The following is a 24,892-nucleotide window of genomic DNA, read 5'->3' as shown; positions in this document are numbered from 1 at the left end:
AATTTTGAATTCTACTAACAAATTTATGTTTGAGAGATATGTAAATTTTGAATTCTACTAAACAGTTTGTGTAAATAGTCTATGTTAACATCAGTTTGAGAGATATGTAAATTTTGAATTCTACTAAACAATAATAGCATTATAAACTTGTGCTCTGAGTTTGAGAGATATGTAAATTTTGAATTCTACTAAACAGAAATGTAAAAGATAGAGAACGTTATGCAGTTTGAGAAATAGGTAAATTTTATGATTGTATAATAAGATTATTGATGAGATAACATTGAGTGTTATTTGATCTATAATCTTATTTTTTGTTTACATAAACTTTACCGAATAGAAGAGGGTATAAAAAAAGGGGTTCACGTTAATCTCAATAAACGTAAACGCCCTCTAATATTTTGTTACTTCGTTATCTCCTCAATAATCGTCTCTAATTTCATTGATCGACTTGCTTTTAATAGGATAACTTCGTTTTTATGTTTGTTATTTTTTAAATATTCACTTACTTCTGCTGTAGTAGGGAAGTGTAGTGTTTTTATTTTGTCATTTTTAATTTGTTTAGTAATGTTTTCGGCAAGTTCTCCTACGCTGATTACTAAATTTATATCGTTAGTTTTGTTAGAGATGTATTCACCAACTTCAGCGTGGTAGTTAACTTCATTTGGTCCAAGTTCGAACATGCTTCCTAATACTAATGTTTTAAAATCGAAGTCATCAAAACTACTAACGACATCTACTCCAGCTTTCATAGAAGTAGGGCTGGCGTTATATGCATCGTTAATAATAAGTGAATCTTCTTTGTAAGGAATACTTTGCAGACGCATACCAGTGATTTCTACAGTATTTTCGATAGCTTTACGAATTTCTTCATTAGTTAATCCAATTTTACTAGCGATAGCTGTTGCGAACATAATGTTAAATAAATTATGTTTTCCTTTTAATTTAGTGAAGTATTGTTCATCGCTGATGTTAAGTTTAAAATCAATTCTATCACGAGTAATAGTGTAGTTTTCCAAAATAATATCGTTATAGTTATTTTCACCACATGAAGTAGTATTGAAATCTGATGAATCTACTAATGATTTTAGAAGAACTTCATCTCCGTTATAAACGAAGTATCCATCTTTTTTCATTCCGTTAGTGATTTCGAATTTAGCCTTAGCAATACCTTCACGAGATTTGAAGAATTCTATATGACTTTCACCGATATTTGTAATTACTGTATAATTTGGTTCAACCAACTTAGATAAGAAATCAAGTTGACCGAATCCATCAGCTCCCATTTCAAGTACTAGTATTTCACTATCTTCTGGTGCAGCAAGAATAGTTAATGGTACACCAAGTTCGTTGTTAAAGTTACCTTGTGTTTTGTGAACTTTATATTTTGTTGATAATACACTTGTAATTATATCTTTTGTAGTAGTTTTACCGTTACTACCTGTGATAGCGATAGTTTTAGCATTTAAGCTGTCTAAGTAGTGTTTTGCTAAAGTTTGAATAGCTTCGTAGCTATCATTAACATAGATAATGTTATTGCTAGAAACGAAGTCATCTTTTAGAGATAAGCTCGCTGCAGCACCTTTTTCAAAAGCACTTTCTATATAGTTGTGACCATCTACATTTTCACCTAAGAAGGGGATAAATAGATCCCCTTGTTTTACTTTTCTACTATCGATTGCGATACCTGTAATTTCTGTATCGCTAGTGATATTTACTTTTTTTGCATTTAATATTTTTTCTAAATCTTTAACTAAATATTTCATGTCTTATCCTATTCTTCAGTTAATAAGTCTTTACGATCTTCATAACGCTCTATAGCTAGCTTGAATAATTCTTCGATGATTTCAGAATAACTTACATTCATGTTTGCCCATAGAGAAGGGAACATTGAGAATGGTGTGAAACCAGGCATTGTGTTTACTTCGTTAATGAAGATTTCTCCTTCTTTAGTGTAGAAGAAGTCAGCGCGTACAAGACCAGATCCACTGATTGCACGGAAAGCAGTAGCTGCCATTTCTCTAAATTTAGGATATAGAGTTGTATCTACTGGTGCAGGAATATCCATACGTGATTGTCCATCAGTATATTTAGTTTCATAATCGTAGAATTCTGTTGAAGAAATATTTACGATTTCACCTGGATCTGTAGTTTTTACTTCATTGTAACCAAGTACTGCAACTTCGATTTCTTTAGCTCCAACAGCACCTTGTTCAACAACGATTTTTTTATCGAATTTAAGAGCTTCTTCAATACCTTTAACTAATTCAGCTTCATCATTACAACGGCTGATACCAACTGATGAACCTAAGTTTGCAGGTTTAACGAAAACAGGGTATTTAAGTTTTTCATTGATTTCAGCGATAATAGCATCTTTTTTATTTTTCCATGTATACTCGATAAAGTGAACATATGGAAGTTGTGGAAGGTCGTAAGCAGCGAATAACTGTTTCATAACTACTTTGTCCATACCAGCAGCACTTGAAAGTACGTTGTTACCAACATAAGCTATATCCATAATTTCTAGTAAACCTTGGATTGTTCCATCTTCACCATTTGGTCCGTGAAGAACAGGGAAGACGATATCGAATTTACGTCCATCTTCAAATAATAATCCACTGATGTCATTATCAAAGTTTGAGAAGATAAGGTCGTGTTGATCAGCTATTTCTGATGTAATTTGTTCACCACGAGCCCAGTTTCCTTCTAATGAGATAAAGATAGGGAATACGTTGTATTTTTCTTTATCAATTGCGTTAATAATTGATTTTGCTGTTAATAGTGAAATTGAGTGTTCAGCACTTTTCCCACCATAAATAATTCCAATATTTTGTTTTGTCATAAAAAATCTCCTAAATAAAATTTTTATATTGTTATTTTAAAAATTGTTGTTACAGTTCATAGAATTATGTGATAATAATTTACTACGCTACTAACACACTAGATATTAAATCTAGTATTATATCGTATAATTATACCACAAAAATATAAAGTAGAGTAGTTTTATAACTAATTTAAAATGTTAATTTATTATTTTAATACATATTAATATTGTATTTTTGTAGTATCGAATTTATAATAGAGTATGTACAAAAAATGATATTAGTAGGAGGAAGTAAGGTTTGAATAAAAAATTAGAAGATAAATATGATTTTAAAACCTTGCGTAAAAGAAAGATTAATCTAGTATATAAATTTATCTTTGTATATATTGTGTTTCTTTTTGCATTAGCTATAACTCAAATGAAACTAGGGTATAGCGATACAGTAGCTTTTATTATATTCGCAATATTTTTCTTTATAATAGTTGGTTATTTTGCTAAGGAAGGATATAAAATTGAAAATGTAATTGGATTAAAGTTATTAAATAATTTAGAATTAGCTGGATTTATGGATTTTATGCATGAACAACATAAAAATAAAAAATTAACTAGAAATAGTACATATTACAACTATATGGCACTAGTTGAGCTTATCTACGGTAACTTTGATAAGAGTGAAGAATATTTAGCAAAAGTAAAACTTACTCAATCAGGTTATATTAGAGGTGCCTTAAGAGGAACTGAAATATGGTATCACTTTTCTAGGTTTATGTTAAATATTTTTACTGAAAAAGAATTTGATTTAGAAGAATTAGAAAAACAATTAGTGAAAACAGTTAATAAAAATCAAGAAGCTGTTCAAATGTATAATAATAAATTAGATAATATATATAAAGTGCTAGTTTTAAAAGAACCGGTTGATAATTTTAAAGAAGAATTAAATGATAATATAGTAGAGTGTTCGAAAGTATTTAATTATTATTTCTATCTTTGTAATGAAGTACTAAAAGAAAATAAAGAAGAAGCTAATAAGTACATTGACTTATTATTACAATATAATGAAAATTATTATGTAGTAAGGCAAGCAAAAGCAATAAGAGAAAAAATTTAAGGGTTGACCAATAGGCCAGCCCTTTTTATAATTTATATTTTTCTTTAAGTTCTGCGATGGTGTCACGAAGTTTCGCGGCTTGTTCAAACTCAAATTTTTCTGCTGCAGCGAACATTTGTTGTTCTAATTCTGCTAAGTGTTCTTCGATATTATCATCGTTGATATTTGCACTTTCTTCAAGTTCTAGAATTTCATCATCTTTAACGACTTCTTTCTTAGCACTTATAGAGTCACGAATATCTTTGATAATTGTTTGAGGAATAATTCCGTGTTCTTCATTATAAGCCATTTGAATTTCTCGACGTCGATTTGTTTCATCTATTGCTTTTCTCATACTTCGAGTAATATTATCAGCGTACATGATTACACGACCGTTTGCATTACGAGCGGCACGTCCAATCGTTTGAAGAAGTGCTTTATCTCCACGTAAAAATCCTTCTTTATCTGCATCTAGAATAGCCACAAGAGATACTTCAGGAATATCTAATCCTTCTCGAAGTAGGTTAATTCCTATTAGAATATCGAATTTACCAAGACGTAGATTTCTAATTATTTCAGTACGTTCTAAAGTTTTTATATCAGAGTGTAGATATTCTACTTTTAATCCATTTTCTTTCAGATACGCAGTAAGAGACTCTGCCATCTTTTTCGTAAGAGTAGTGATTAGAACACGTTCTCCTTTAGCTATAATCTTCTCAGCTTCTTTGGTTATATCGAAGACTTGATCACTTACTGGGCGAATATCGATAATAGGATCTAATAATCCTGTAGGACGAATAATTTGTTCAGTAATTTTTGTACTATGTTCTAATTCGAAATCGCCAGGTGTCGCTGATACGAAAATAGCTTGATTTAATTTTTTCTCGAATTCTTCGAAGTTTAATGGTCGGTTATCAAGAGCTGTAGGTAATCTGAATCCATAATCAACAAGAACTTGTTTACGAGCTCTATCTCCGTTAAACATACCACGAACTTGTGGAAGAGTAACGTGAGACTCATCTACCACGAGTAACCAATCATCAGGGAAGTAGTCTAGTAATGTATAGGGTGTGCTACCAGGTTCACGAAGTGTAAGGTGAAGAGAGTAGTTTTCTATTCCAGAACAAAATCCCATCTCCTCCATCATTTCAAGGTCGTAGTTAGTACGTTGTTCAAGACGTTGAGCTTCTAGAAGTTTGTTTTCCATATTAAGAACTTTTAGTCTTTCTTCCAGTTCAGCTCTAATTCTCTTAATTGCTTCTTTAGTTTTTTCATCACCAGCTACGAAGTGACTGGCAGGATAGATTGCTATATGTTCTAGTTCACTTAATACTTCACCAGTAAGTGGATTAATCTCACGAATACGATCGATTTCATCTCCAAACATTTCTACACGAACCGAATTTTCACTACGAGATGCTGGGAAAATTTCAATAACATCTCCACGAACTCTAAAAGTACCACGAGTAAACTCGATATCATTTCTCATATATTGAATACTAATAAGTTTTTCTAACATTTTATTACGACTTATTTCATCTCCAACGCGTAATGATAGCACTAGAGAAGAATATTCTTCTGGAGATCCCAATCCATATATACAGCTGACACTCGAAACTATAATTACATCATCACGATCGAATAAAGATGATGTTGCACTGTGTCGAAGTTTATCGATTTCGTCATTTACTGAAGAATCTTTTTCTATATAAGTATCTGTCGATGGAACATATGCTTCTGGTTGGAAGTAATCATAGTATGAAACGAAATACTCAACTCGGTTATTCGGGAAAAACTCTTTAAGCTCGTTATAAAGTTGTCCGGCTAGTGTCTTGTTGTGAGCTAGAACTAGGGTAGGTTTGCCTACATTTTTCACAATGTTAGCTATGGTGAATGTTTTACCCGTACCTGTAGCCCCCAGTAAAGTTTGATATTTTTCTCCATTATTTAAACCTTCAGTAAGTTCGGCAATCGCATTTATCTGATCTCCTTTAGGTTCATACTTACTTTGAAGGTCAAAATCTACATGTAATCTATTAATTTCCAAAAAATCCACTCCTTTTTCAATAGTTGTATTGTGAGTAATGTTTTATAAATAAAGTAACTCACACAAAATGTTCATTAATTCTTTCTATAATATTATAATATAGAAAGAATAATAGTGAAAGAGATAGAAATTGATTAATTTATTCTATTTATAAAATATTAAGTTTTAAATCTAAAAGAAGTACCATATTTTAAAACATTTCTACTATATTTCATTTTGTTTTTTTGAATGTATATGTTAAGATAGTATAGTATGAAAAAAGGAGGAAGTAATGGATACACAAAAAATTATATATACTTCACCGAAAAGTGAAAGAATCGATAAATTTTTACAACAAGAATTAACAGATGTTTCTAGAACAAATATCCAGAACTTAATTTCTGAAGGTTATATTAAAGTAGATGGAAATAATATTAAAACAAATTATAAATTAAAAGACGGAAATGTTATTACTATTGAATACAAGGAACCTGAAGAATTAGACGTTGTAAAACAAGATATTCCAATTGATATTGTATATGAAGATGATGATTTAATTATCGTAAATAAAGCTAAAGGTATGGTTGTTCACCCATCAGTAGGTCACAAAGATGGAACATTAGTTAATGCCTTATTATTCCACAGTGAACTTTCAAGTATTAATGGTACTATTAGACCTGGTATTGTTCACAGAATAGATAAAGATACTTCAGGACTATTAATCGTTGCGAAAAATGATAAAGCACACGTTAAATTATCTGAAATGATTGCGAATAAAGATGTTAAGAGAAAATATTATGCTCTTGTTCACGGTAGTATCAAACATGACTACGGAACAATTGATGCTCCAATAGCTCGTAATCCAAAAGAACGTAAAGAAATGGCAGTTATCGATGAAGGGAAACTATCTATTACACACTTTAAAGTAGTAGATAGATTCGAGAAATATACACTTATCGAGTGTGAATTAGAAACTGGTCGTACTCACCAAATTAGAGTACATATGAAATACATCAACCACCCATTAGTAGGAGATCCAGTATATGGTCCAAGAAAAACATTAAATACTAATGGACAAGCACTACATTCAAAAAGTATCGAATTCAACCACCCAATCACAGGAGAACATTTATATTTTGAAACAGAAATTCCTGAATACATGGTTGAAACTATGTCTAAATTAGATAAATAGTAAAAAAAGTATAATATATCGCCTCAAATATTAGTATAAACAACTAGTTTTGGGGTGATTTTTTCAAATTCTAGAGGTGTACTAGTATAATAAATAAATTTAGAGAAAAAATTAAATAGTTTAAATAAATGAAAATTTTAAAAAAATCAAGTTAGAAAGTTTAAAGTGCGAATTTATAAAAACTAAAAAATTAACTATGTATACGTTAACAGAGAAAACTTGTGATACCAAAGAATAGAAGAATTAATATGTTAAAATTTAATAAATATTACACTTAATTGAAAATTATAAAAGAAAATAGTTTATTTTTTCTAAAAAGTGTAGTATTATAATATATAGTAAGTAGTTATTTAAGGAGGACAAACAACATGGTATTAGTACCAGCAAAAGACATGCTTGTAAAAGCAAGAAAAGAAGGATATGCAGTAGGGCATTTCAACATCAATAACTTAGAATGGACAAAAGCTATTTTAGCAGCTTGTGAAGAAGCAAAAAGTCCAGTAATCTTAGGAGTAAGTGAAGGAGCAGTTAAATACATGACTGGTTTCAGAACTGTAGCAGCTATGGTTGAAGCTATGGTAGAAGAAATGAAAATCACAGTTCCTGTAGCATTACACTTAGACCATGGTTCATACGAAGGGACTCAAAAAGCTATCGAAGCTGGATTTAGTTCAGTAATGTTCGACGGATCACACTATCCATTCGAAGAAAACATCGCTAAATCTAAAGAAATGATCGCTTTAGCTCACTCTAAAGGTCTTTCTATCGAGTGTGAAGTAGGTTCAATCGGTGGTGAAGAAGATGGAGTTATCGGTAGCGGTGAATTAGCTGATCCAAACGAATGTAAAACAATGGCTGACTTAGGAATCGACTTCCTAGCTGCAGGTATTGGTAACATCCATGGTAAATACCCAGAAAACTGGGCTGGATTAAGCTTTGAAACATTAGAAAAAATTTCTAACATCACTGGTGGAATTCCATTAGTATTACACGGTGGTTCAGGAATCCCAACTGAGCAAATCCAAAAAGCTATCTCTCTAGGAGTATCTAAAGTTAATGTTAACACTGAATGTCAATTAGCATTTGCTGAAGCTACACGTAAATACATTGAAGAAGGTGGAGATCAAAAACCTAAAGGTTTCGACCCTCGTAAATTATTAAACCCTGGATTTGAAGCTATTAAAGCTATGGTTCACGAAAAAATCGATATCTTCGGTTCAAGAAACAAAGCATAATAACTACGAAACATATTTTAAGACTCATGCTTTGCATGAGTCTTTTTTTAATAGAAGGGAGAATTCCAATGCAAGAAACAATAAATTATTTAAAAAAACTAACAAGTATAGTATCACCTACAGGTTATACTAAAGAAATCTCTGATTACTTAGTAGAAGAATTAGAAAGACTTGGCTACAATCCAATAAGAACTAATAAAGGTGGAGTGAATGTAGTAGTAAAAGGAAAAGACGATTCTAAACATCGTGTGGTCACTGCTCATGTTGATACACTAGGTGCTATGGTTCGTGCCGTAAAATCTGATGGAAGACTTAAATTAGCTAAAGTAGGTGGTTACCCTTGGAATATGATAGAAGGAGAAAACTGTCTTGTTCACGTAGCAAGTACAGGAAAAACAGTAAGTGGTACTATCTTAGTTCATCAAACTAGTACACACGTATATAGAGATGCGGGTACTGTAGAACGTACAGAAGATAATATGGAAGTAAGATTAGATGCGAAGGTAATTAACGAAAAAGAAACACGTGACTTAGGTATTGATGTTGGAGACTTCATTAGTTTTGACCCTAGAACTATTATTACAGATACAGGATTTATTAAGAGTAGATTCTTAGATGATAAAGTTAGTGCAGCAATTTTACTAGATTTACTAAGAATATATAAAGAAGAAAAAGTCGAATTTCCATTTACAACACACTTTATGTTCAGTGTGTTTGAAGAAGTAGGTCATGGGGCAAACTCAAGTCTTCCAAAAGAAGCGGTAGAATACCTTGCGGTAGATATGGGGGCAATGGGTGATGACCAACAAACAGATGAATATACAGTATCTATCTGTGTTAAAGATGCGAGTGGTCCATATAACTATGAATTCAGAAATCACTTAGTAAATCTAGCGAAAGAAAATGGAATAGAATATAAACTAGATATTTATCCATATTACGGAAGTGATGCTTCAGCAGCTATGCGAGCAGGAGCAGAAGTAAAACATGCGCTATTAGGTGCAGGAATAGAGTCAAGTCACTCTTATGAAAGAACACATGTAGATTCAGTAGAGCAAACACATAAACTAATTAATGCTTATTTACGAAGTGCACTAGTATAGTAAGTATAAAGAATAACAGATGATTTAATAAATTATTTAAATTATAAATCGATAAGCTAAAATTATTTACCTAAGTTATTTTTATAGGAAAGAATGTTTACTAAACGTTATATAAAAATAGTAATGAAATAGAAAAATGCCTATTTAATGCCTAATTTTAACAAAAAATCTTAAAAAACTTAAGAAAATAACTTGACTTTTATTACAAAACTCAATATAATAACAATATATACGAATACGATCGTATTAAAAAATAATATTATTAATGAAAAGGAGATTTAATACTATGAACAAAAAAGTATTATTATCAGTATTATCAGCTGGATTATTAGCAGCAACTGTAACACCAGCTTTAGCTAACGAAAACCCAATCAATGGTGGAGCAAATAAACCAGGTGCATATGATCAACCAACAGTTGGTGGAGGAGTTAACGATGCTTACAATTCACAAACTGAATTCGTAAGTGCTCGTACAGTAGAAGAGTACCTAAGCGGACATGCTGGAGAAATCGCTGCTGAAGCAGCTAAAGATCCTGCAGTAGTAGCAGCTAAAAAAGCTTTAGATGCAGTTGAAGGTGGATCTCACAACTATACTGAAATCAAAGCAGCTTACGACAAAGCATACAATGATGCTTTCTTAAAAGTACGTAACGTATATGTACAAAAATTCCAAAAAATTCAAAACTCTGCTAAAAAAGCAGAAAGAAATTACTACATCTTAAACGAAACTCCAGAACAAAAAAATGCACGTTACCTTAAAGAACACGGTCTAGATGCAAAAGATGGATACAAAGTAGTAAATAAAGATGGTAAAACTGTAATCGTTGATAAAGACGGAAAAGTTGTTAAAGAAATTAAAGCAGCTAAAAAAGCTTTACCAAAAACTTCAGCAGTAAAATAATACTGATGAAGAATTAAAAAAGGATGTTTGATTTCAAACTCCTTTTTTTTATAGTGATTTTTATCGGTTGTGTACTAAATCCGGTGTATTGAAAAATTTCAATCCCAGATTTAATTTTTTATACACAAAAACAACCTCAAAACTCAGATTGTTTCTGATGTTTGAAGGTTGTTTTTATTCTTATCTTATTGCTTTTAATCTGGTTGCCACTACTGTTCCTATAGCTGCGATAATTGCTGATGCGTAGAACACATATGAAGTACTAATATCCCATAATGCTCCCATAATATACAGTCCTATAGCCATACTTAGTTGGAAACAAATAGCTGTATACAGGTTTTGCATATCTATTATTTCTTTATTGTTGTAATCTCTATTTAGCATTAAGATGAATGCTATATGTGCAACTGCGAATGTTATCGCATGGAATGTTTGCATTACTGTAAATACATAAATATTATGGAAAGTCGCTAAGGCTGCCCAACGTATCACGGCGCAAACTCCTGCGAACACCAATAGATTTTTTGGTTTTATTTTATCTACCAATCTCTTTGAGAAGATAAAGAAGATAATTTCTGCGATTACCGATACGTTTAAGATTACTCCCGATAACCATTTAGCTGATATGTTCATACTTTCTAAATATATAGCGTTGTAATTGTTGTATGCTGTGTGAGAAAGTTGGTATAAGAAAATAGTTACTATTAATAATATCGCATTTCTATCTTTTAATACCCAGCCATATAGGCTTTCTTCTTTATCGCTGTTACTGTTATTATCTAAGTTTAAGTTTTTTACTAATTTTGGTTGTGGTAGGAACATAAACATTAAATATAGTGCTACTAAAAATATTAGTATGTAATATAGAGCTCCATTACCTACATATCCTAAAATTCCTCCGATAAATATACCAACAACTGTATACCCAAGCGATCCGTATGTTCGTGCTTTCCCGTAGTCGATATTTTCTTCGCGTAAAAATAATGAAGCTAAACCTTCTACAAGTGGATTAATCATGAAGTAAATTAATCCGAATAGGAACGTGATAATTCCTAGTAATATTTTTTCGTTCGTGAATCCATAACTTACCGCAAGGATAAGACCCGAAGCCACAGACAATTTCATCGTAATATTTAAGTTGTATTTTTTTATTAAATACGGACTTAAAAATATACCACTGATAACCCTAGCGAAATACAGCATTGAGAATATTGAACTGGCCTCTAGAACGCTTAAGTTTTTTACAGAAGTCAGATAAACCATCCAGAATGGTAAGAAAGTCCCTGTTACTAAAAATTGTAAAAAGTAGTTAGACGATAACCAAGTTTTTGATGACATATTTACCTCCTAATTTACGAAAAATTGTACTAGAACTACTAAGCTATTCATTAAAATATGAGCTACGATAGGTGTAATTATTCTCTTAGTATGTAAATATAGATAAGAAAATACGAAAGACATTCCGATATAAACGATCATAATTGGTGAAAATCCATCGTGAGGTAGTGCGAATATTATTCCTGTGATTAATGCAGGAATAGTGAATCTTATCCACTTTTTACTACCTATCATTGCGTCGTAAAAATATCCAAATACTGCTTTTCTAAAGAATAATTCTTCCATTATTGGTCCTAGTACAGCTACATATAGTACGAAGTATGGTTTTAGTTTTATTACTTCAACAACGTTACTTGTGTTTTTACTTTTAGTAGGAAAGCTAAAAAAGTTTGATAGGTATACTAACAAACCGTTTAGAAGTCCTTGTAGTAACATCATCGAAATAAACCCAATAATTCCAATTGCAAATAGGGTGATAAGGTTATATTGTGACTGTTGTCTATCTAAATCATTAGTTCCTTTTCTAGCAATAAAACCAAGAATAAAGGTCGCTGTTAAAGATAACAATAACACAATAGTTACACGACTATCAACACTAATATTTCGAGGGAGTTGAAGTGGAATAACGAATACAGCTAGTATATAAATAATTCCACTAAGAAGTAGGTGGTTAACATTACCACGAGTTAATGAAAATCTCATAGACCCTCCTTATTAAATTTTAATCATTTTCTATTATAACATCTATAAATAATGAGTACAACCTTATTGATTAAAAGTTGTATATAATGGTGAAAATAATACGCTAAAAATTTAACTTAAATAATTTATCATTCATAAGTAAACGTATTCATGATATTTTTATTAATTTAACTTGAAAATTTATAAATTTAGTGATAGAATGTAAAATAAGAAAGCGAGCTGATGATGGTGAAAGTTCAGCAACAATATTGGCATTAAATACAATTTAATATTATTAAAGTTGAGTTTTTACTAATCAGGGTGGAACCGCGGAAATTATTTCGTCCCTAGATATGCTTCGGCATATCTAGGGCTTTTTATATTTTAAAAATTAGGAGGAAACAATAATGGAGAAAATTTTATCTCTAGCAAAAAATAGAGGATTCGTATTTCAAGGATCTGAAATTTATGGTGGATTAGCTAATACTTGGGATTACGGTCCACTAGGTGTAGAATTAAAAAATAATGTAAAAAAAGCATGGTGGAAAAAATTCATTCAAGAATCACCATATAACGTAGGGTTAGATGCGGCTATTTTCATGAACCCACGTACTTGGGAAGCATCAGGACATGTAGGTAACTTCAGTGACCCTATGATGGACTGTAAAGTTTGTAAATCACGTCTTCGTGCTGATAAACTAATCGAAGAATACTACTTCAATGAAAAAAATGAAGATGTAGTAGTAGATGGTCTTCCATTCGAAGAATTAGAAGCTATTATCGATCGTGAAAACATTAAATGTCCAGAATGTGGTAGCCATGACTACACTAACATTCGTCAATTTAACCTTATGTTTAAAACTAACCAAGGTGTAGTAGAAAATTCTACAAGCCAAATTTACTTACGTCCTGAAACAGCACAAGGTATCTTCGTTAACTTCAAAAACGTTCAACGTAGTATGCGTAAAAAATTACCATTTGGTATTGGACAAATTGGTAAATCATTCCGTAACGAAATTACACCAGGTAACTTCATCTTCCGTACACGTGAATTCGAACAAATGGAATTAGAATTTTTCTGTGAACCAGGAACTGAATTAGATTGGCACACTACTTGGAAAAATAACTGTGAAAAATTCTTATTAGATTTAGGTATGACTAAAGAAAATATCCGTCTACGTGACCACGATCAAGAAGAATTATCACACTACTCTAATGCAACTACTGATATCGAGTTCAAATTCCCATTCGGTTGGGGAGAACTTTGGGGTATTGCTTCAAGAACAGATTACGACTTAAAACAACACATGGAACACTCTGGTCAAGATTTAACTTACCAAGACTTAAGTACAAATGAAAAATTCATTCCATATTGTATTGAACCATCTGTAGGGGTTGACCGTGTTCTTTTAGCATTCTTATGTGATGCGTACAACGAAGAAGAGGTTGGAGAAAATGATACTCGCACAGTTCTTAAATTCCACCCAGCACTTGCTCCGTTTAAAGCTGCAGTATTACCACTTTCTAAAAAATTAAGTGATAAAGCTGTTGAAGTATATCAACAATTAGCTGCAGACTTTATGGTTGATTTCGATGAGACTGGATCAATTGGTAAGAGATATAGAAGACAAGACGAAGTTGGTACTCCATTCTGTATCACTTATGACTTCGAATCAGAAAATGATGGAATGGTAACTGTTCGTGATAGAGATACTATGGAACAAACTCGTATTCCAATCGCTGAATTAAAACAATATATTGAAGAAAAAATTAAATTCTAATTAAATGAACACTCAGAACAATAGTTCTGAGTGTTTTTTTGTATAATAATTCTAGTACGTATTTAGAATAATATAATCTAATGTCTGTATTTTCTTATGTAAATAAATAGTATAAATAAAAGAATAGACTGAAAAGTTCATAAAATCTTCAATATTGTTTATGGAAAATTAAAAATATCCGATTTTTATTCTATTTATACTTGATAAAAATTTAAACAAGTAGTATAATTTGAATTGTAGACGTACGATAAAAATAAAATATGTAAATATATAATTAAATAACGTACATTTAAATAAAAAAAGGAGCTTAAAGTATGAAAGTTGCGGTAATTATGGGTTCGAAGTCGGATTATACAACGATGGAAGAAACTTGTAAATTGTTGGAAGAGTTTGAAATTCCTTTTGATAAAAAAGTAGTAAGTGCACATAGAACGCCTGATCTTTTAGTTGAATTTTCTAAAAATGCAAAGAGTAATGGTTATTCGTTGATTATAGCGGCTGCAGGAGGTGCAGCACATCTTCCGGGGATGGTTGCTTCTATGACGACATTACCAGTCATTGGTGTTCCGATTAAATCTAGTGTTCTTAGTGGAGTCGATTCATTGTATTCGATAGTTCAGATGCCTGCTGGAGTTCCAGTATTAACTATGGCGATAGGTGTAGCTGGTGCAAAAAATGCGGCTATAAGTGCCTTATCGATACTAGGGATTACTAATGAAAAGTATGCATCTAAGTACGAACGATTCAAAAAAGAACAAGAAAGAATAGTATTGGAAGAGATGAAACTATGATTAAGACGATATTACCAGGAAAAACTATTGGAATAATTGGTGGTGGTCAACTTGGAAGGATGCTCGCGATGAGCGCTAAGGAGATAGGATACAAAATTGCCGTTCTAGATCCTAGTGACAGTTGTTGTGCCAAAATTTTTAGCGATATTTTTATTCAAGCTGAGTTCAATAATTTCGCAAGTGTTGAAAAGTTATGTTCGGTTAGTGATGTTATTACTTTTGAATTTGAGAATATCGATGCCGCTTCTTTAGAAAAACTAGAGAAAAAATATAACATTGTTCAAAGTGCAGAAGTACTAAGAACAACTCAACATAGATATTATGAAAAAGAATTTGCTAGAAAACTAGATATTCCAACAGTAGAATATATATATGTTGAAGAAGATACAAATGTAGAAATAACAAAGCCTTATTTAATGAAAACTGTACGTTTTGGTTATGATGGAAAAGGTCAGAAAAAAATAAGCTCTAGTGAAGAGGTAGAACCATATACTTTACTTGAAGAGTTCGTCAATCTTGATAAAGAAATTTCTGTAGTAGCTGTTAAGGATAAAGACGAGGTAAATATCGTTGCAGTAGTCGAAAATGAACATAGAAATAATATTCTATATCGTTCAAAAGTACCTACTACAGCAACTAAAGAACAAGAAGATCTTGCGGTAGAGTACACTAGACGAATTCTTAGTAATTTTGACTATTACGGAGTACTTACTGTTGAGTTTTTTATTAGTGAAGGAAAAGTAATTTTTAATGAAATAGCACCACGAGTTCACAATTCAGGTCATATAACAATGCAGAGTGCGACGAAGAGTCAATTTAGAGCTCACATTGAAGCAATTTGTGGCTTAAAAGTAGGTAAGATAGAAAATAAAGAAACAACACTCTATAATATCCTAGGTCAAGACTTAGATTTTTATATAGATGTGTATAAAAACAAAGGTGGTTACCTACACTTATATGAAAAAGAACCACGCCAAGATAGAAAAGTAGGACATATTAATTTTTACGGTGATGTAATTTTAGGAGGAGAACATGACTAACAAACGAATTTTTGTAAAGAAACGCAATGGATATAATAAAGAAGAATTACAATTACGAGATAACTTGAACTTAGAATTTAATCTAGATATTGACTCTGTGGAATTGTATGTAATTTATGATGTCTTTAATATTGATGAAGAAACTTATGAACTAGCTAAAACTTCTGTGTTTTCTGAGATTGTTGTCGATGAAGTGTTTGAAGATATTGAGCTTAATGATGGGAAGTACTTCGCTTATGAAGTTCTACCTGCTCAATACGATCAAAGAGCTGACAGCGCAAAAGAAAGCATAAGATTGCTTAACTCAAAAAGTAAAGCAACTGTACGAAGTGGAAAGTTAGTTCTTTTTAATAAGAAACTTACAGATGAACAATTAGAACTTGTAGAAAGCTACTTAGTAAATCCTATTGAAGCTCGTAAAAAAGATTTATCAATTCTTAACTTTACACTAGACTCTACTCCAAAACCACTAAAAGATTTAGCTGGATTTTTAGAGTTTGATAAAGATGCGTTACTTGGTCTTAAAAAAGAATTTTCTCTAGCGATGAATATTGAAGATTTAGTATTTATCCAAGATTATTTCAAAAAAGAAGGTCGTGTTCCTACTGAAACTGAGATCTATGTATTAGACTGTTACTGGAGTGATCATTGCCGACACACTACATTCGAGACAGTATTGGATGAAGTTAAAATTGAGTCAGAACTTTTCCAAAAAGAGATGCAAGATGCATTTGATTATTACTTAAAAGTGCGTGACGAACTTGATCGTAACGATAAACCTATTACACTTATGGATATGGCGAGTATTATAGGTAAATATCATGTAAAAGTATTAAAAGATGAAAATATTGAAGTAAGTGAAGAGATTAATGCATGTTCATTCTTTACTACAATAGAAAATAATGGTGAAAAAGAACGTTGGTTAATCCAATTCAAAAATGAAACTCATAACCACCCAAGTGAAATCGAGCCATTTGGAGGAGCTAGTACTTGTATAGGGGGAGCTATTAGAGATCCACTATCAGGACGTAGTTACGTATATCAAGCTATGCGTATTTCTGGAAGTGGTAATGTATTACAAAAACGTGAAGATACTTTAAAACACAAACTTCCTCAAGTAGATATAGCTAAAGGAACTGCACATGGTAACTCATCTTACGGTAACCAAATAGGACTTGCGACTACTTTTGTTCGTGAATTATATGATGATAGCTATGTTGCTAAACATATGGAAGTTGGTGCTGTAGTCGGAGCTGTTAAGGACGGAGATTATAAACGAGAAACTCTTGTCGATGGTGATATCGTTGTAATGATAGGTGGAAGAACTGGTCGTGATGGTATTCAAGGTGCGAGTGGTTCAAGTGTAGAACATACTAACGATTCATTAAATACAATGTCTAGCCAAGTTCAAAAAGGTAATGCGCCTGAAGAACGTAAGTTACAGCGTTTATTTAGAAAACCAGAAGTAACAAAACTTATTAAAAAATGTAATGACTTCGGTGCTGGTGGTGTTTGTGTAGCTATCGGTGAACTTTCTGACGGTATTGAGATTCATTTAGAAAAAGTCCTTACTAAATATCAAGGTTTAAATGCAACAGAATTAGCTACAAGTGAATCTCAAGAACGTATGGCAGTAGCTATTGATAAAAAAGATTACGAGGCGTTTGTTCGTGAATGCGAGAAAGAAAATATTGAGTATGCTCATGTTGCTAACGTGACTAATAGACGTCGCTTAGAGATGTATTACAACGATGAGAAAGTTGTTGATATGAGTGCTGATTTCTTAGAAACTAGTGGTGTTCGTCAAAAATCGACAGTAACGATGAAAGATAATACTGTCGCTAATCCTTTCTTAAATAAAGAAGTAACTCGTGAAAATATCTTAAGTGAACTAGGAGAGTTAAATGTAACTTGTCAAAAAGGTCTTGCTCAAAAATTTGACTCATCAATTGGTGTAACTACAGTACTTATGCCTTTTGCAGGTAAACATAAACTTACACCAGTTCAAGCAAGTGTTCAAGCTTTACCAACATTACATATAACGAGTGATACAGCGACAATCTTAACTTATGGATTTATTCCAAAAATTTCATACTACTCACCATTCCTATCATCAATTTATGCGGTGTTAGAATCAGTAGCAAAAGTATATGCGGTAGGTGGAAATAAAGATAGCTTGTACTTCTCATTCCAAGAATACTTCGAAAAACTAGGTACTGATAGTACTAAATGGGGTAAAGTCACTCAAAGTTTATTAGGAAGTATTTATGCTCAAAAAGAAATTGGTAGACCAAGTATCGGTGGTAAGGATAGTATGTCAGGTACTTTCAATGACTTAAATGTGGTTGAAACATTAATTTCATTTGCTTGTACACCAGTAAAAATAGCTGATGTAATAACTCCAGAACTGAAAAAAGTTGGCAATAAATTGTACTATGTACCTGTAGAAAAAGATGAAAAAGGATATCCGGATATTAAGAAAACTTTAGAAAATTACGAACTTGTTCATAAGTATATTAAAGAAGGTAAGATAGTATCTGCTTATGTACAAGAAGAAGGAAGTATCGCCGCTTCATTAGTGAAGATGTCACTAGGTAATGATCTTGGTTTTGAAGTTGAAAAAGAAAATATTCTTAACTTTGATCCAGCATCTCTAGTAGTTGAAGCTACAGCTGATCTACCATTTGAGAAGTTAGGAAAAGTTAGTGAAAGAATTATAATTAATAACGAAGTGTTTATGCATAAAGATATTTATGAAGCATACACAAAAACACTAAATAAAGTTTATCCATTATATCAAAATGAAGATAAAGGTAATGTTGAAAATCTTCATACAGAATATAAAGAGAAAAAATATTATCCAGAATATGTAGAGGATGTAAAAGTTGTTATTCCAGTATTCCCTGGTACAAACTGTGAGTACGATAGTGAAAAAGCTTTTATAGAAGCAGGAGCTACACCAATTACAGTAGTTATTAGAAATACTCGCGAAAATGATATTGAGCAGTCAATAGAAGAGTTCACAAAAGCTATTGAACAGTCTCATATAGTTATGTTCCCTGGAGGATTCTCTAGTGGGGATGAGCCAGATGGAAGTGCTAAATACATTGTAAACTTCTTAAAAAATGAAAAAGTTAAAGATGCGATTCATAAACACCTTGCTCAGAAAAAATTAATCTTAGGTGTGTGTAATGGATTCCAAGCGTTGCTTAAGTCGGGACTATTACCATACGGTGAAGTTAGAGAGTTGGCAGAAGATGATTTAACACTTTACAGAAATGATAGTTATGAACATATTTCAACTACAGCTTTTACTCGTGTAGCTAATACAAACTCTCCTTGGTTACAAGATTTTAATATCGGAGATCAACACGAAGTAGTATTCAGTCATGGTGAAGGTAAAGTCGTAGGACTTAATATTAACAAGTTTAAACATCTTGTAGCTTTTCAATATAGTGATTTCGATGGTAATGCTACATTAAACGGTCGCTTCAATCCTAATGGATCAGTTCTAGCTACTGAGGGATTGGTTAGTGAAGATGGACTTATCTTAGGAAAAATGGGTCACAGCGAAAGATACGGAGATACATTATATAAAACAAATACATTAAAAGTTAAACAAGATATTTTCAAAAATGGTGTGAATTATTTCAAAGGGGGAAGAAAATAATGAAACTTTTATACGAAGGAAAAGCTAAACAACTGTTCGAATGTGAAAACAATGATGAAATATATGTACATTATAAAAATAGTGCTACAGCCTTTAACGGTGTGAAAAAAGAAGAGTTTGAAGGTAAAGGAGTATTTAATAATACAATTACTTCACTAATCTTCGAGTATTTAGACAAACAAGGTGTAAAAACACACTTTATTAGAAAAGTTAATGAAACAGATCAGATTTGTAAACATGTTACTATTATTCCTTTAGAAGTAATAGTTCGTAATATAGTAGCAGGTTCTATGGCAAAAAAATACGGTTTAGAAGAAGGAAAAAAATTAAAGAAACCGGTTTTTGAACTAAGTTATAAAAATGACGAACTAAATGATCCGCTAATTAACAATGATCATGCGGTGGCATTAGAAATCGTTACAGAAGAAGAGTTGGAAAATATTCGTACTCAAGCATTAAAAATCAATGAACTATTACAAAAATTGTACTTAGATGCAAATTTAGTACTTGTTGATTTCAAAATTGAATTCGGAAAAACTAAAGATGGTGAGATAATTCTTGCTGATGAAATTTCTCCAGATACATGTCGTCTTTGGGATAAAGATACAAATGAAAAATTAGATAAAGATAGATTTAGAAGAGATTTAGGTTCAGTAATGGAAGCTTATGAAGAAGTTTTAAGGAGATTAGAAAATGCGTAGTCTTAATGAAGAATGTGGAGTATTTGGTATTTGGGGACATCCTGAAGCAAGTAACGTAACATACTTTGGTTTACATAGTTTACAACATAGAGGTCAAGAAGGAGCTGGAATAGTTTCAAAGGAGGGCACTAAACTAAGAGGACATCGTGATCTTGGTCTAGTATCAGAAGTCTTTCGTGATAAAGAAAAATTAGAAAGATTAGTAGGAGAGAGTGCTATTGGTCATGTTAGATATGCAACTAGCGGTAGCAATAGTATCCAAAATATTCAACCATTCTTATTTCATTTCTATGATATGAGTGTTGGTATTTGCCATAATGGTAATTTAATCAATGCGAAAACTTTAAGAAAAGAATTAGAAGAACAAGGTGCAATATTTCATTCATCTTCAGATACTGAAGTACTTATTCATCTTATCAGAAGAAGTAAAAAAGAAACTTTTAAAGAACAGCTTAAAGAAAGTCTAAATATTATTAAAGGTGGGTTTACATATTTAGTATTAACAGAGGAAACTTTATATGGAGCGGTAGATCCAAATAGCTTTAGACCTTTAGCAATTGGAAAAATGAAAAATGGAGCGTATGTTGCTGCGAGTGAAACTTGTGCACTAGATGTAGTTGGTGCTGAGTTTGTGTGTAATGTAGGTGCTGGAGAGCTAGTTACTATTAATGATAAAGGTATTAGAATCGAGAAATATACTGAAAATACACAAGTAGCTATAGCTGCGATGGAATATGTTTACTTTGCTAGACCTGACTCAAATATTGCTGGTATTAACGTACACAGTGCTAGAAAAAGAACAGGGCGTACACTTGCTAAAGAACAGCCTACACCAGATGCAGATATGGTAATTGGGGTTCCTAACTCATCTTTATCAGCCGCTAGTGGTTATGCAGAGGAAAGTGGACTTCCATATGAAATGGGCCTAATTAAAAATCAATATGTAGCTCGTACATTTATTCAACCTACTCAAGAACTTCGTGAGCAAGGTGTAAGGATGAAACTATCAGCTGTAAGAGGAGTAGTTCAAGGTAAGAGTATCGTCTTAGTTGATGACTCAATAGTACGTGGTACTACAAGTAAGAGAATAGTTCAACTGTTGAAAGAAGCAGGAGCAAGAGAAGTGCACGTAAGAATAGCGTGTCCACCGCTAATGTTTCCTAGTTTCTATGGAATAGATATTTCTACTACACAAGAACTTATCTCAGCAAATAAAACTAACGAAGAAATATGCGAAATTATCGGAGCGGATTCATTAGGCTTCCTAAGTGAACAAGGATTAATTGATTCTATTGGTTTAAACTATGATGCACCGTATACAGGGTTATGTATGGAGTGCTATAACGGTGACTATTCTGCAGGTCTATATGATTATGAAGAAAGTTATGTTAATTCAATGACAGATATTCAAATACAATTTCTAAAAGAGAGGGGTAGAATGTAATGAGTAAAAAGTATGAAGAAAGTGGTGTAAGTTTACAAGCAGGTTATGAAAGTGTGGAGCGTATAAAAAAACACGTAGCTCGTACTAAAAATCTTGGTATGATGTCAGCTATCGGTGGTTTTGGGGGAGCGTTTGACCTTAGTAGCTATAATTTTAAAAATCCTGTATTAGTTAGTGGTACTGACGGTGTCGGAACTAAACTAAAACTTGCATTCAAATTAGATATTCATAATACTATCGGTATAGATGTTGTAGCGATGTGTGCAAATGATATACTGGCTCAAGGGGCGATTCCATTATTTTTCTTAGATTATTTAGCCGTAGGTAAAAACTACCCTGAACAAGTAGAGGCGATAGTTGAAGGTGTTGCTGAAGGTTGTGTTCAAGCAGGATGTGCGATAGTCGGAGGAGAGACTGCCGAGATGGCAGGATTTTATGAAGATGGGGAATATGATATTGCAGGATTCTGTGTAGGTGCTCAAGAAAAAGAATTACTACTAAGTACAGAAAATACTAAAGCTGGACAAGTAGTAGTTGGTCTCCCATCTAGTGGAGTACATTCTAATGGCTTCTCATTAGTAAGAAAAATTTTAAAAGATAATAATATTGATTTAAACGAAGAATTTAACGGAAGTACAGTAGGAAAAACATTATTAACACCTACTAAAATCTATGTAAAAGAAGTACTTAAAGTATTAGAAGAGGTTAAAGTAGCTGGAATAGCTCATATTACAGGTGGTGGATTCCATGAAAATTTACCTCGTGCTTTAAAAGATGGATTAGGTATGAAAATTAATAAAAGTTCATATGAAGTACCAGAAATATTTAAGTACCTACAAGAAAAAGGTAAAATTGATGAAGAAGAAATGTACCATATCTTTAATATGGGTGTAGGTATGGCATTAATAGTAAACAAGGAAGATGTAGATAAAACTTTATCATTAATAGATAATGCGTTTGTCCTTGGAGAAGTAACAGATGAAAGTGGAATAAAAATAGTATGAAGAAAGTAGCGATATTTGCGTCAGGAACAGGGAGTAATTTCGAAAAAATTGCAGATGATGAAAGACTAAAAGATAAAATCTCAATCGAGCTACTAGTATGCGATAGAAAAGATGCAGCGGTAATTAGAAAAGCTCACGATAGAAATATTAAAGTGTTTGTCTTTTCAGCGAAAGATTTTGAATCAAAAGAAGCGTACGAAAGTGTGATTTTTGAAAAAGTTAAAGACTTAGATTATATATTCTTAGCAGGATATATGAGAATTATTTCACCGTATTTCTTAGAAAAATATAAAAAAACAATTCTTAATTTACATCCATCTTTATTACCGAAGTTTAAAGGTAAAGATGCTATTGAACAAGCATTTAATGCAGGTGAGAAAGAAATAGGAATTAGTATTCATTATGTAAATGAAGAACTTGATGGTGGAGAAGTAATCGCTCAGAGATCATTTGAAGTTTTAGAAAATGATACTATAGATACTATTACTGAAAAAGTACATAAACTAGAACATAAATTATATCCAGAAGTAATATTGAAGTTAGTTGAGGAGGCACTATGACTAAAAGAGCATTAATAAGTGTAAGTGATAAAACGAATATTGTAGAATTCGCAAAAGGTTTAGAAAAATATGGTTTCGAAGTTATTAGCACAGGTGGAACTTTTACACATTTGAAAAATAATGGTGTAAGCTGTATTAGTATTGAAGATGTTACTCATTTTCCAGAAATTTTAGAAGGACGTGTAAAAACACTTCATCCAAAGATTCACGGTGGATTATTATCAAAACGTGGTAATGAACTTCATAATAAACATGTAGCTGAAAATAATATTGAATATATTGATTTAGTTTGTGTAAACTTATATCCATTTGAAGCTACTGTTAAAAAAGAAGGTGTTAGTGAAGAGGAAATTATCGAAAACATTGATATCGGTGGTCCGAGTATGCTAAGAAGTGCTGCTAAAAACTTTAATGATGTAGCTGTAGTTACTGATATTAATGACTATGATAGAGTACTTTCTGAACTAGAGCAAGGTGGAATCTCATATGAGACACGTCGTGCTTTAGCTATAAAAGTATTTAATACAACAGCTAGTTATGATGCAGCTATTGCGAATTACTTTAATAAAAAAGATAATTTAGTACCTGAAAAATTAACTTTATCTTATAAACTTCAAGATAGTCTTCGTTACGGGGAGAATCCTCATCAAAAAGCTTATCACTATGTACAGGATAATAACGAAAGCTATGCTTTGCAAAATGCTGTGCAACTTCATGGTAAAGAAATGTCATACAATAATATTCAAGATGCTTCTGCAGCTTTAGATATTCTTTCAGAGTTTGATGAAACTACATGTGTTGCTGTTAAACACATGAATCCATGTGGAGTAGCAACAGGAAGTTCTGTATTTGAAGCATATAGTCGTGCATATGAAGCGGATCCTGTATCTATCTTTGGTGGAATCGTTGCAGTAAATGGAAAAGTAGATAAAGAAACTGCTGAAAAAATGCACAATATCTTTTTAGAAATTATTTTAGCGACAGATTATGATGAAGAAGCGTTAGATATACTGACTAAGAAAAAAAATCTACGTATCTACAAACTATCAGAAAATAATAATAATCATGAACAACAAATTAAAAGTGTTCGTGGTGGAATCTTAGTACAAGATTTTAACGATAAGCTTGCAGATGAATATGAAGATGTAACTGAGAAAAAAGTTGATGAAACTCAACAAAAAGATATTGAGTTTGGATTAAAAGTTGTAAAACATGTTAAATCAAATGCAATAGTTGTAGTAAAAGACGGACAAACTTTAGGAATCGGTGCTGGTCAGATGAATAGAGTAGGTTCATGTAAAATAGCTTTAGAACAAGCAGGGGAAAAAGCAAGAGGTGCAGTGCTAGCTTCTGATGCATTCTTCCCAATGAGAGATAGTGCTGATATTGCAGCTGAATATGGTATTGCTGCGATAGTACAACCAGGAGGATCTATACGAGATCAAGAAAGTATAGATGCATGTAATGAGAAAGGTGTGGCGATGGTCTTCAGTAAAATACGCCACTTTAAACACTAA

Annotated in this window: 19 protein-coding genes and 1 CRISPR repeat array (1 of these 20 only partly in view); of the genes, 14 read left to right on the top strand and 5 right to left on the bottom strand. The window is 32.1% G+C overall.

Annotated elements, in window-relative coordinates:
• Positions 1–194: a CRISPR direct-repeat array (repeat unit 36 nt; unit sequence GTTTGAGAGATATGTAAATTTTGAATTCTACTAAAC); it reaches 562 nt to the left of the window's first position.
• Between the two features lie 207 nt (positions 195–401).
• Positions 402–1,763, bottom strand: coding sequence for a UDP-N-acetylmuramoyl-tripeptide--D-alanyl-D-alanine ligase (locus tag FOC48_RS04260; protein ID WP_003145908.1), 1,362 nt, complete (start codon positions 1,761–1,763; stop codon positions 402–404).
• Between the two features lie 8 nt (positions 1,764–1,771).
• Positions 1,772–2,839: a D-alanine--D-alanine ligase gene (locus FOC48_RS04255; RefSeq protein ID WP_003145909.1), complete on the bottom strand. Its 1,068-nt coding sequence runs from the start codon at positions 2,837–2,839 to the stop codon at positions 1,772–1,774.
• Between the two features lie 280 nt (positions 2,840–3,119).
• Here FOC48_RS04255 and FOC48_RS04250 point away from each other — a divergent pair, with 280 nt between their 5' ends.
• Positions 3,120–3,929 (top strand): hypothetical protein, encoded by an 810-nt coding sequence (locus tag FOC48_RS04250; protein WP_003145910.1) that lies wholly within the window; start codon positions 3,120–3,122, stop codon positions 3,927–3,929.
• Positions 3,930–3,954: 25 nt separating this feature from the next.
• Here FOC48_RS04250 and uvrB read toward each other — a convergent pair whose 3' ends face one another.
• On the bottom strand, positions 3,955–5,955 hold the full coding sequence (uvrB, locus tag FOC48_RS04245; protein ID WP_003145911.1) for an excinuclease ABC subunit UvrB: 2,001 nt from the start codon (positions 5,953–5,955) through the stop codon (positions 3,955–3,957).
• 271 nt (positions 5,956–6,226) lie between these two features.
• On the opposite strand from uvrB, the gene FOC48_RS04240 reads away from it, so the two are divergent.
• The 4 genes from FOC48_RS04240 to abpA all read left to right on the top strand — a co-directional run bounded on the left by FOC48_RS04240 (position 6,227) and on the right by abpA (position 10,365).
• Positions 6,227–7,126, top strand: coding sequence for an RluA family pseudouridine synthase (locus tag FOC48_RS04240; RefSeq protein ID WP_003145912.1), 900 nt, complete (start codon positions 6,227–6,229; stop codon positions 7,124–7,126).
• 368 nt (positions 7,127–7,494) lie between these two features.
• Positions 7,495–8,361 carry a class II fructose-1,6-bisphosphate aldolase gene (gene fba, locus FOC48_RS04235; protein WP_003145913.1) on the top strand — a complete coding sequence of 289 codons (867 nt, stop codon included), beginning with the start codon at positions 7,495–7,497 and terminating at the stop codon, positions 8,359–8,361.
• Between the two features lie 68 nt (positions 8,362–8,429).
• Positions 8,430–9,464 carry a M42 family metallopeptidase gene (locus FOC48_RS04230; protein ID WP_003145914.1) on the top strand — a complete coding sequence of 345 codons (1,035 nt, stop codon included), beginning with the start codon at positions 8,430–8,432 and terminating at the stop codon, positions 9,462–9,464.
• A gap of 286 nt (positions 9,465–9,750) precedes the next feature.
• Complete coding sequence (gene abpA / locus FOC48_RS04225) at positions 9,751–10,365, top strand: amylase-binding adhesin AbpA (RefSeq protein ID WP_003145915.1); 615 nt, start codon at positions 9,751–9,753, stop codon at positions 10,363–10,365.
• Positions 10,366–10,545: 180 nt separating this feature from the next.
• On the opposite strand, the gene FOC48_RS04220 is transcribed toward abpA, so the two are convergent.
• Both FOC48_RS04220 and FOC48_RS04215 read right to left on the bottom strand, forming a co-directional pair.
• Positions 10,546–11,703, bottom strand: coding sequence for an MFS transporter (locus FOC48_RS04220; RefSeq protein ID WP_003145916.1), 1,158 nt, complete (start codon positions 11,701–11,703; stop codon positions 10,546–10,548).
• Between the two features lie 9 nt (positions 11,704–11,712).
• Positions 11,713–12,405 (bottom strand): CPBP family intramembrane glutamic endopeptidase, encoded by a 693-nt coding sequence (locus tag FOC48_RS04215; RefSeq protein WP_003145918.1) that lies wholly within the window; start codon positions 12,403–12,405, stop codon positions 11,713–11,715.
• 386 nt (positions 12,406–12,791) lie between these two features.
• Here FOC48_RS04215 and FOC48_RS04210 point away from each other — a divergent pair, with 386 nt between their 5' ends.
• The 9 genes from FOC48_RS04210 (at position 12,792) to purH (ending at position 24,892) form a co-directional block, all read left to right on the top strand.
• On the top strand, positions 12,792–14,165 hold the full coding sequence (locus FOC48_RS04210; protein ID WP_003145920.1) for a glycine--tRNA ligase: 1,374 nt from the start codon (positions 12,792–12,794) through the stop codon (positions 14,163–14,165).
• 314 nt (positions 14,166–14,479) lie between these two features.
• On the top strand, positions 14,480–14,956 hold the full coding sequence (gene purE / locus FOC48_RS04205) for a 5-(carboxyamino)imidazole ribonucleotide mutase (RefSeq protein ID WP_003145921.1): 477 nt from the start codon (positions 14,480–14,482) through the stop codon (positions 14,954–14,956).
• A complete protein-coding gene (locus FOC48_RS04200) occupies positions 14,953–15,996 on the top strand; it encodes a 5-(carboxyamino)imidazole ribonucleotide synthase (RefSeq protein WP_003145923.1) in 1,044 nt (347 codons plus the stop codon). Before purE ends, FOC48_RS04200 begins: the two co-directional genes overlap by 4 nt.
• The gene (locus FOC48_RS04195; protein WP_003145925.1) at positions 15,989–19,666 is read left to right on the top strand and encodes a phosphoribosylformylglycinamidine synthase; all 3,678 of its coding nucleotides are present in this window, start codon (positions 15,989–15,991) and stop codon (positions 19,664–19,666) included. Before FOC48_RS04200 ends, FOC48_RS04195 begins: the two co-directional genes overlap by 8 nt.
• The gene (gene purC / locus FOC48_RS04190) at positions 19,666–20,367 is read left to right on the top strand and encodes a phosphoribosylaminoimidazolesuccinocarboxamide synthase (RefSeq protein ID WP_003145926.1); all 702 of its coding nucleotides are present in this window, start codon (positions 19,666–19,668) and stop codon (positions 20,365–20,367) included. The genes FOC48_RS04195 and purC overlap by 1 nt, the downstream gene beginning before the upstream one ends.
• On the top strand, positions 20,360–21,811 hold the full coding sequence (gene purF, locus FOC48_RS04185; protein ID WP_003145928.1) for an amidophosphoribosyltransferase: 1,452 nt from the start codon (positions 20,360–20,362) through the stop codon (positions 21,809–21,811). Before purC ends, purF begins: the two co-directional genes overlap by 8 nt.
• Positions 21,811–22,815: a phosphoribosylformylglycinamidine cyclo-ligase gene (gene purM / locus FOC48_RS04180; protein WP_003145930.1), complete on the top strand. Its 1,005-nt coding sequence runs from the start codon at positions 21,811–21,813 to the stop codon at positions 22,813–22,815. The genes purF and purM overlap by 1 nt, the downstream gene beginning before the upstream one ends.
• Positions 22,812–23,375: a phosphoribosylglycinamide formyltransferase gene (purN, locus tag FOC48_RS04175; RefSeq protein ID WP_003145931.1), complete on the top strand. Its 564-nt coding sequence runs from the start codon at positions 22,812–22,814 to the stop codon at positions 23,373–23,375. The genes purM and purN overlap by 4 nt, the downstream gene beginning before the upstream one ends.
• On the top strand, positions 23,372–24,892 hold the full coding sequence (gene purH, locus FOC48_RS04170; RefSeq protein ID WP_003145932.1) for a bifunctional phosphoribosylaminoimidazolecarboxamide formyltransferase/IMP cyclohydrolase: 1,521 nt from the start codon (positions 23,372–23,374) through the stop codon (positions 24,890–24,892). The genes purN and purH overlap by 4 nt, the downstream gene beginning before the upstream one ends.

The organism is Gemella haemolysans (assembly GCF_012273215.1).
Lineage (GTDB): Bacteria > Bacillota > Bacilli > Staphylococcales > Gemellaceae > Gemella > Gemella haemolysans_A.
This window is presented reverse-complemented; position numbering and strand designations above follow the sequence as displayed.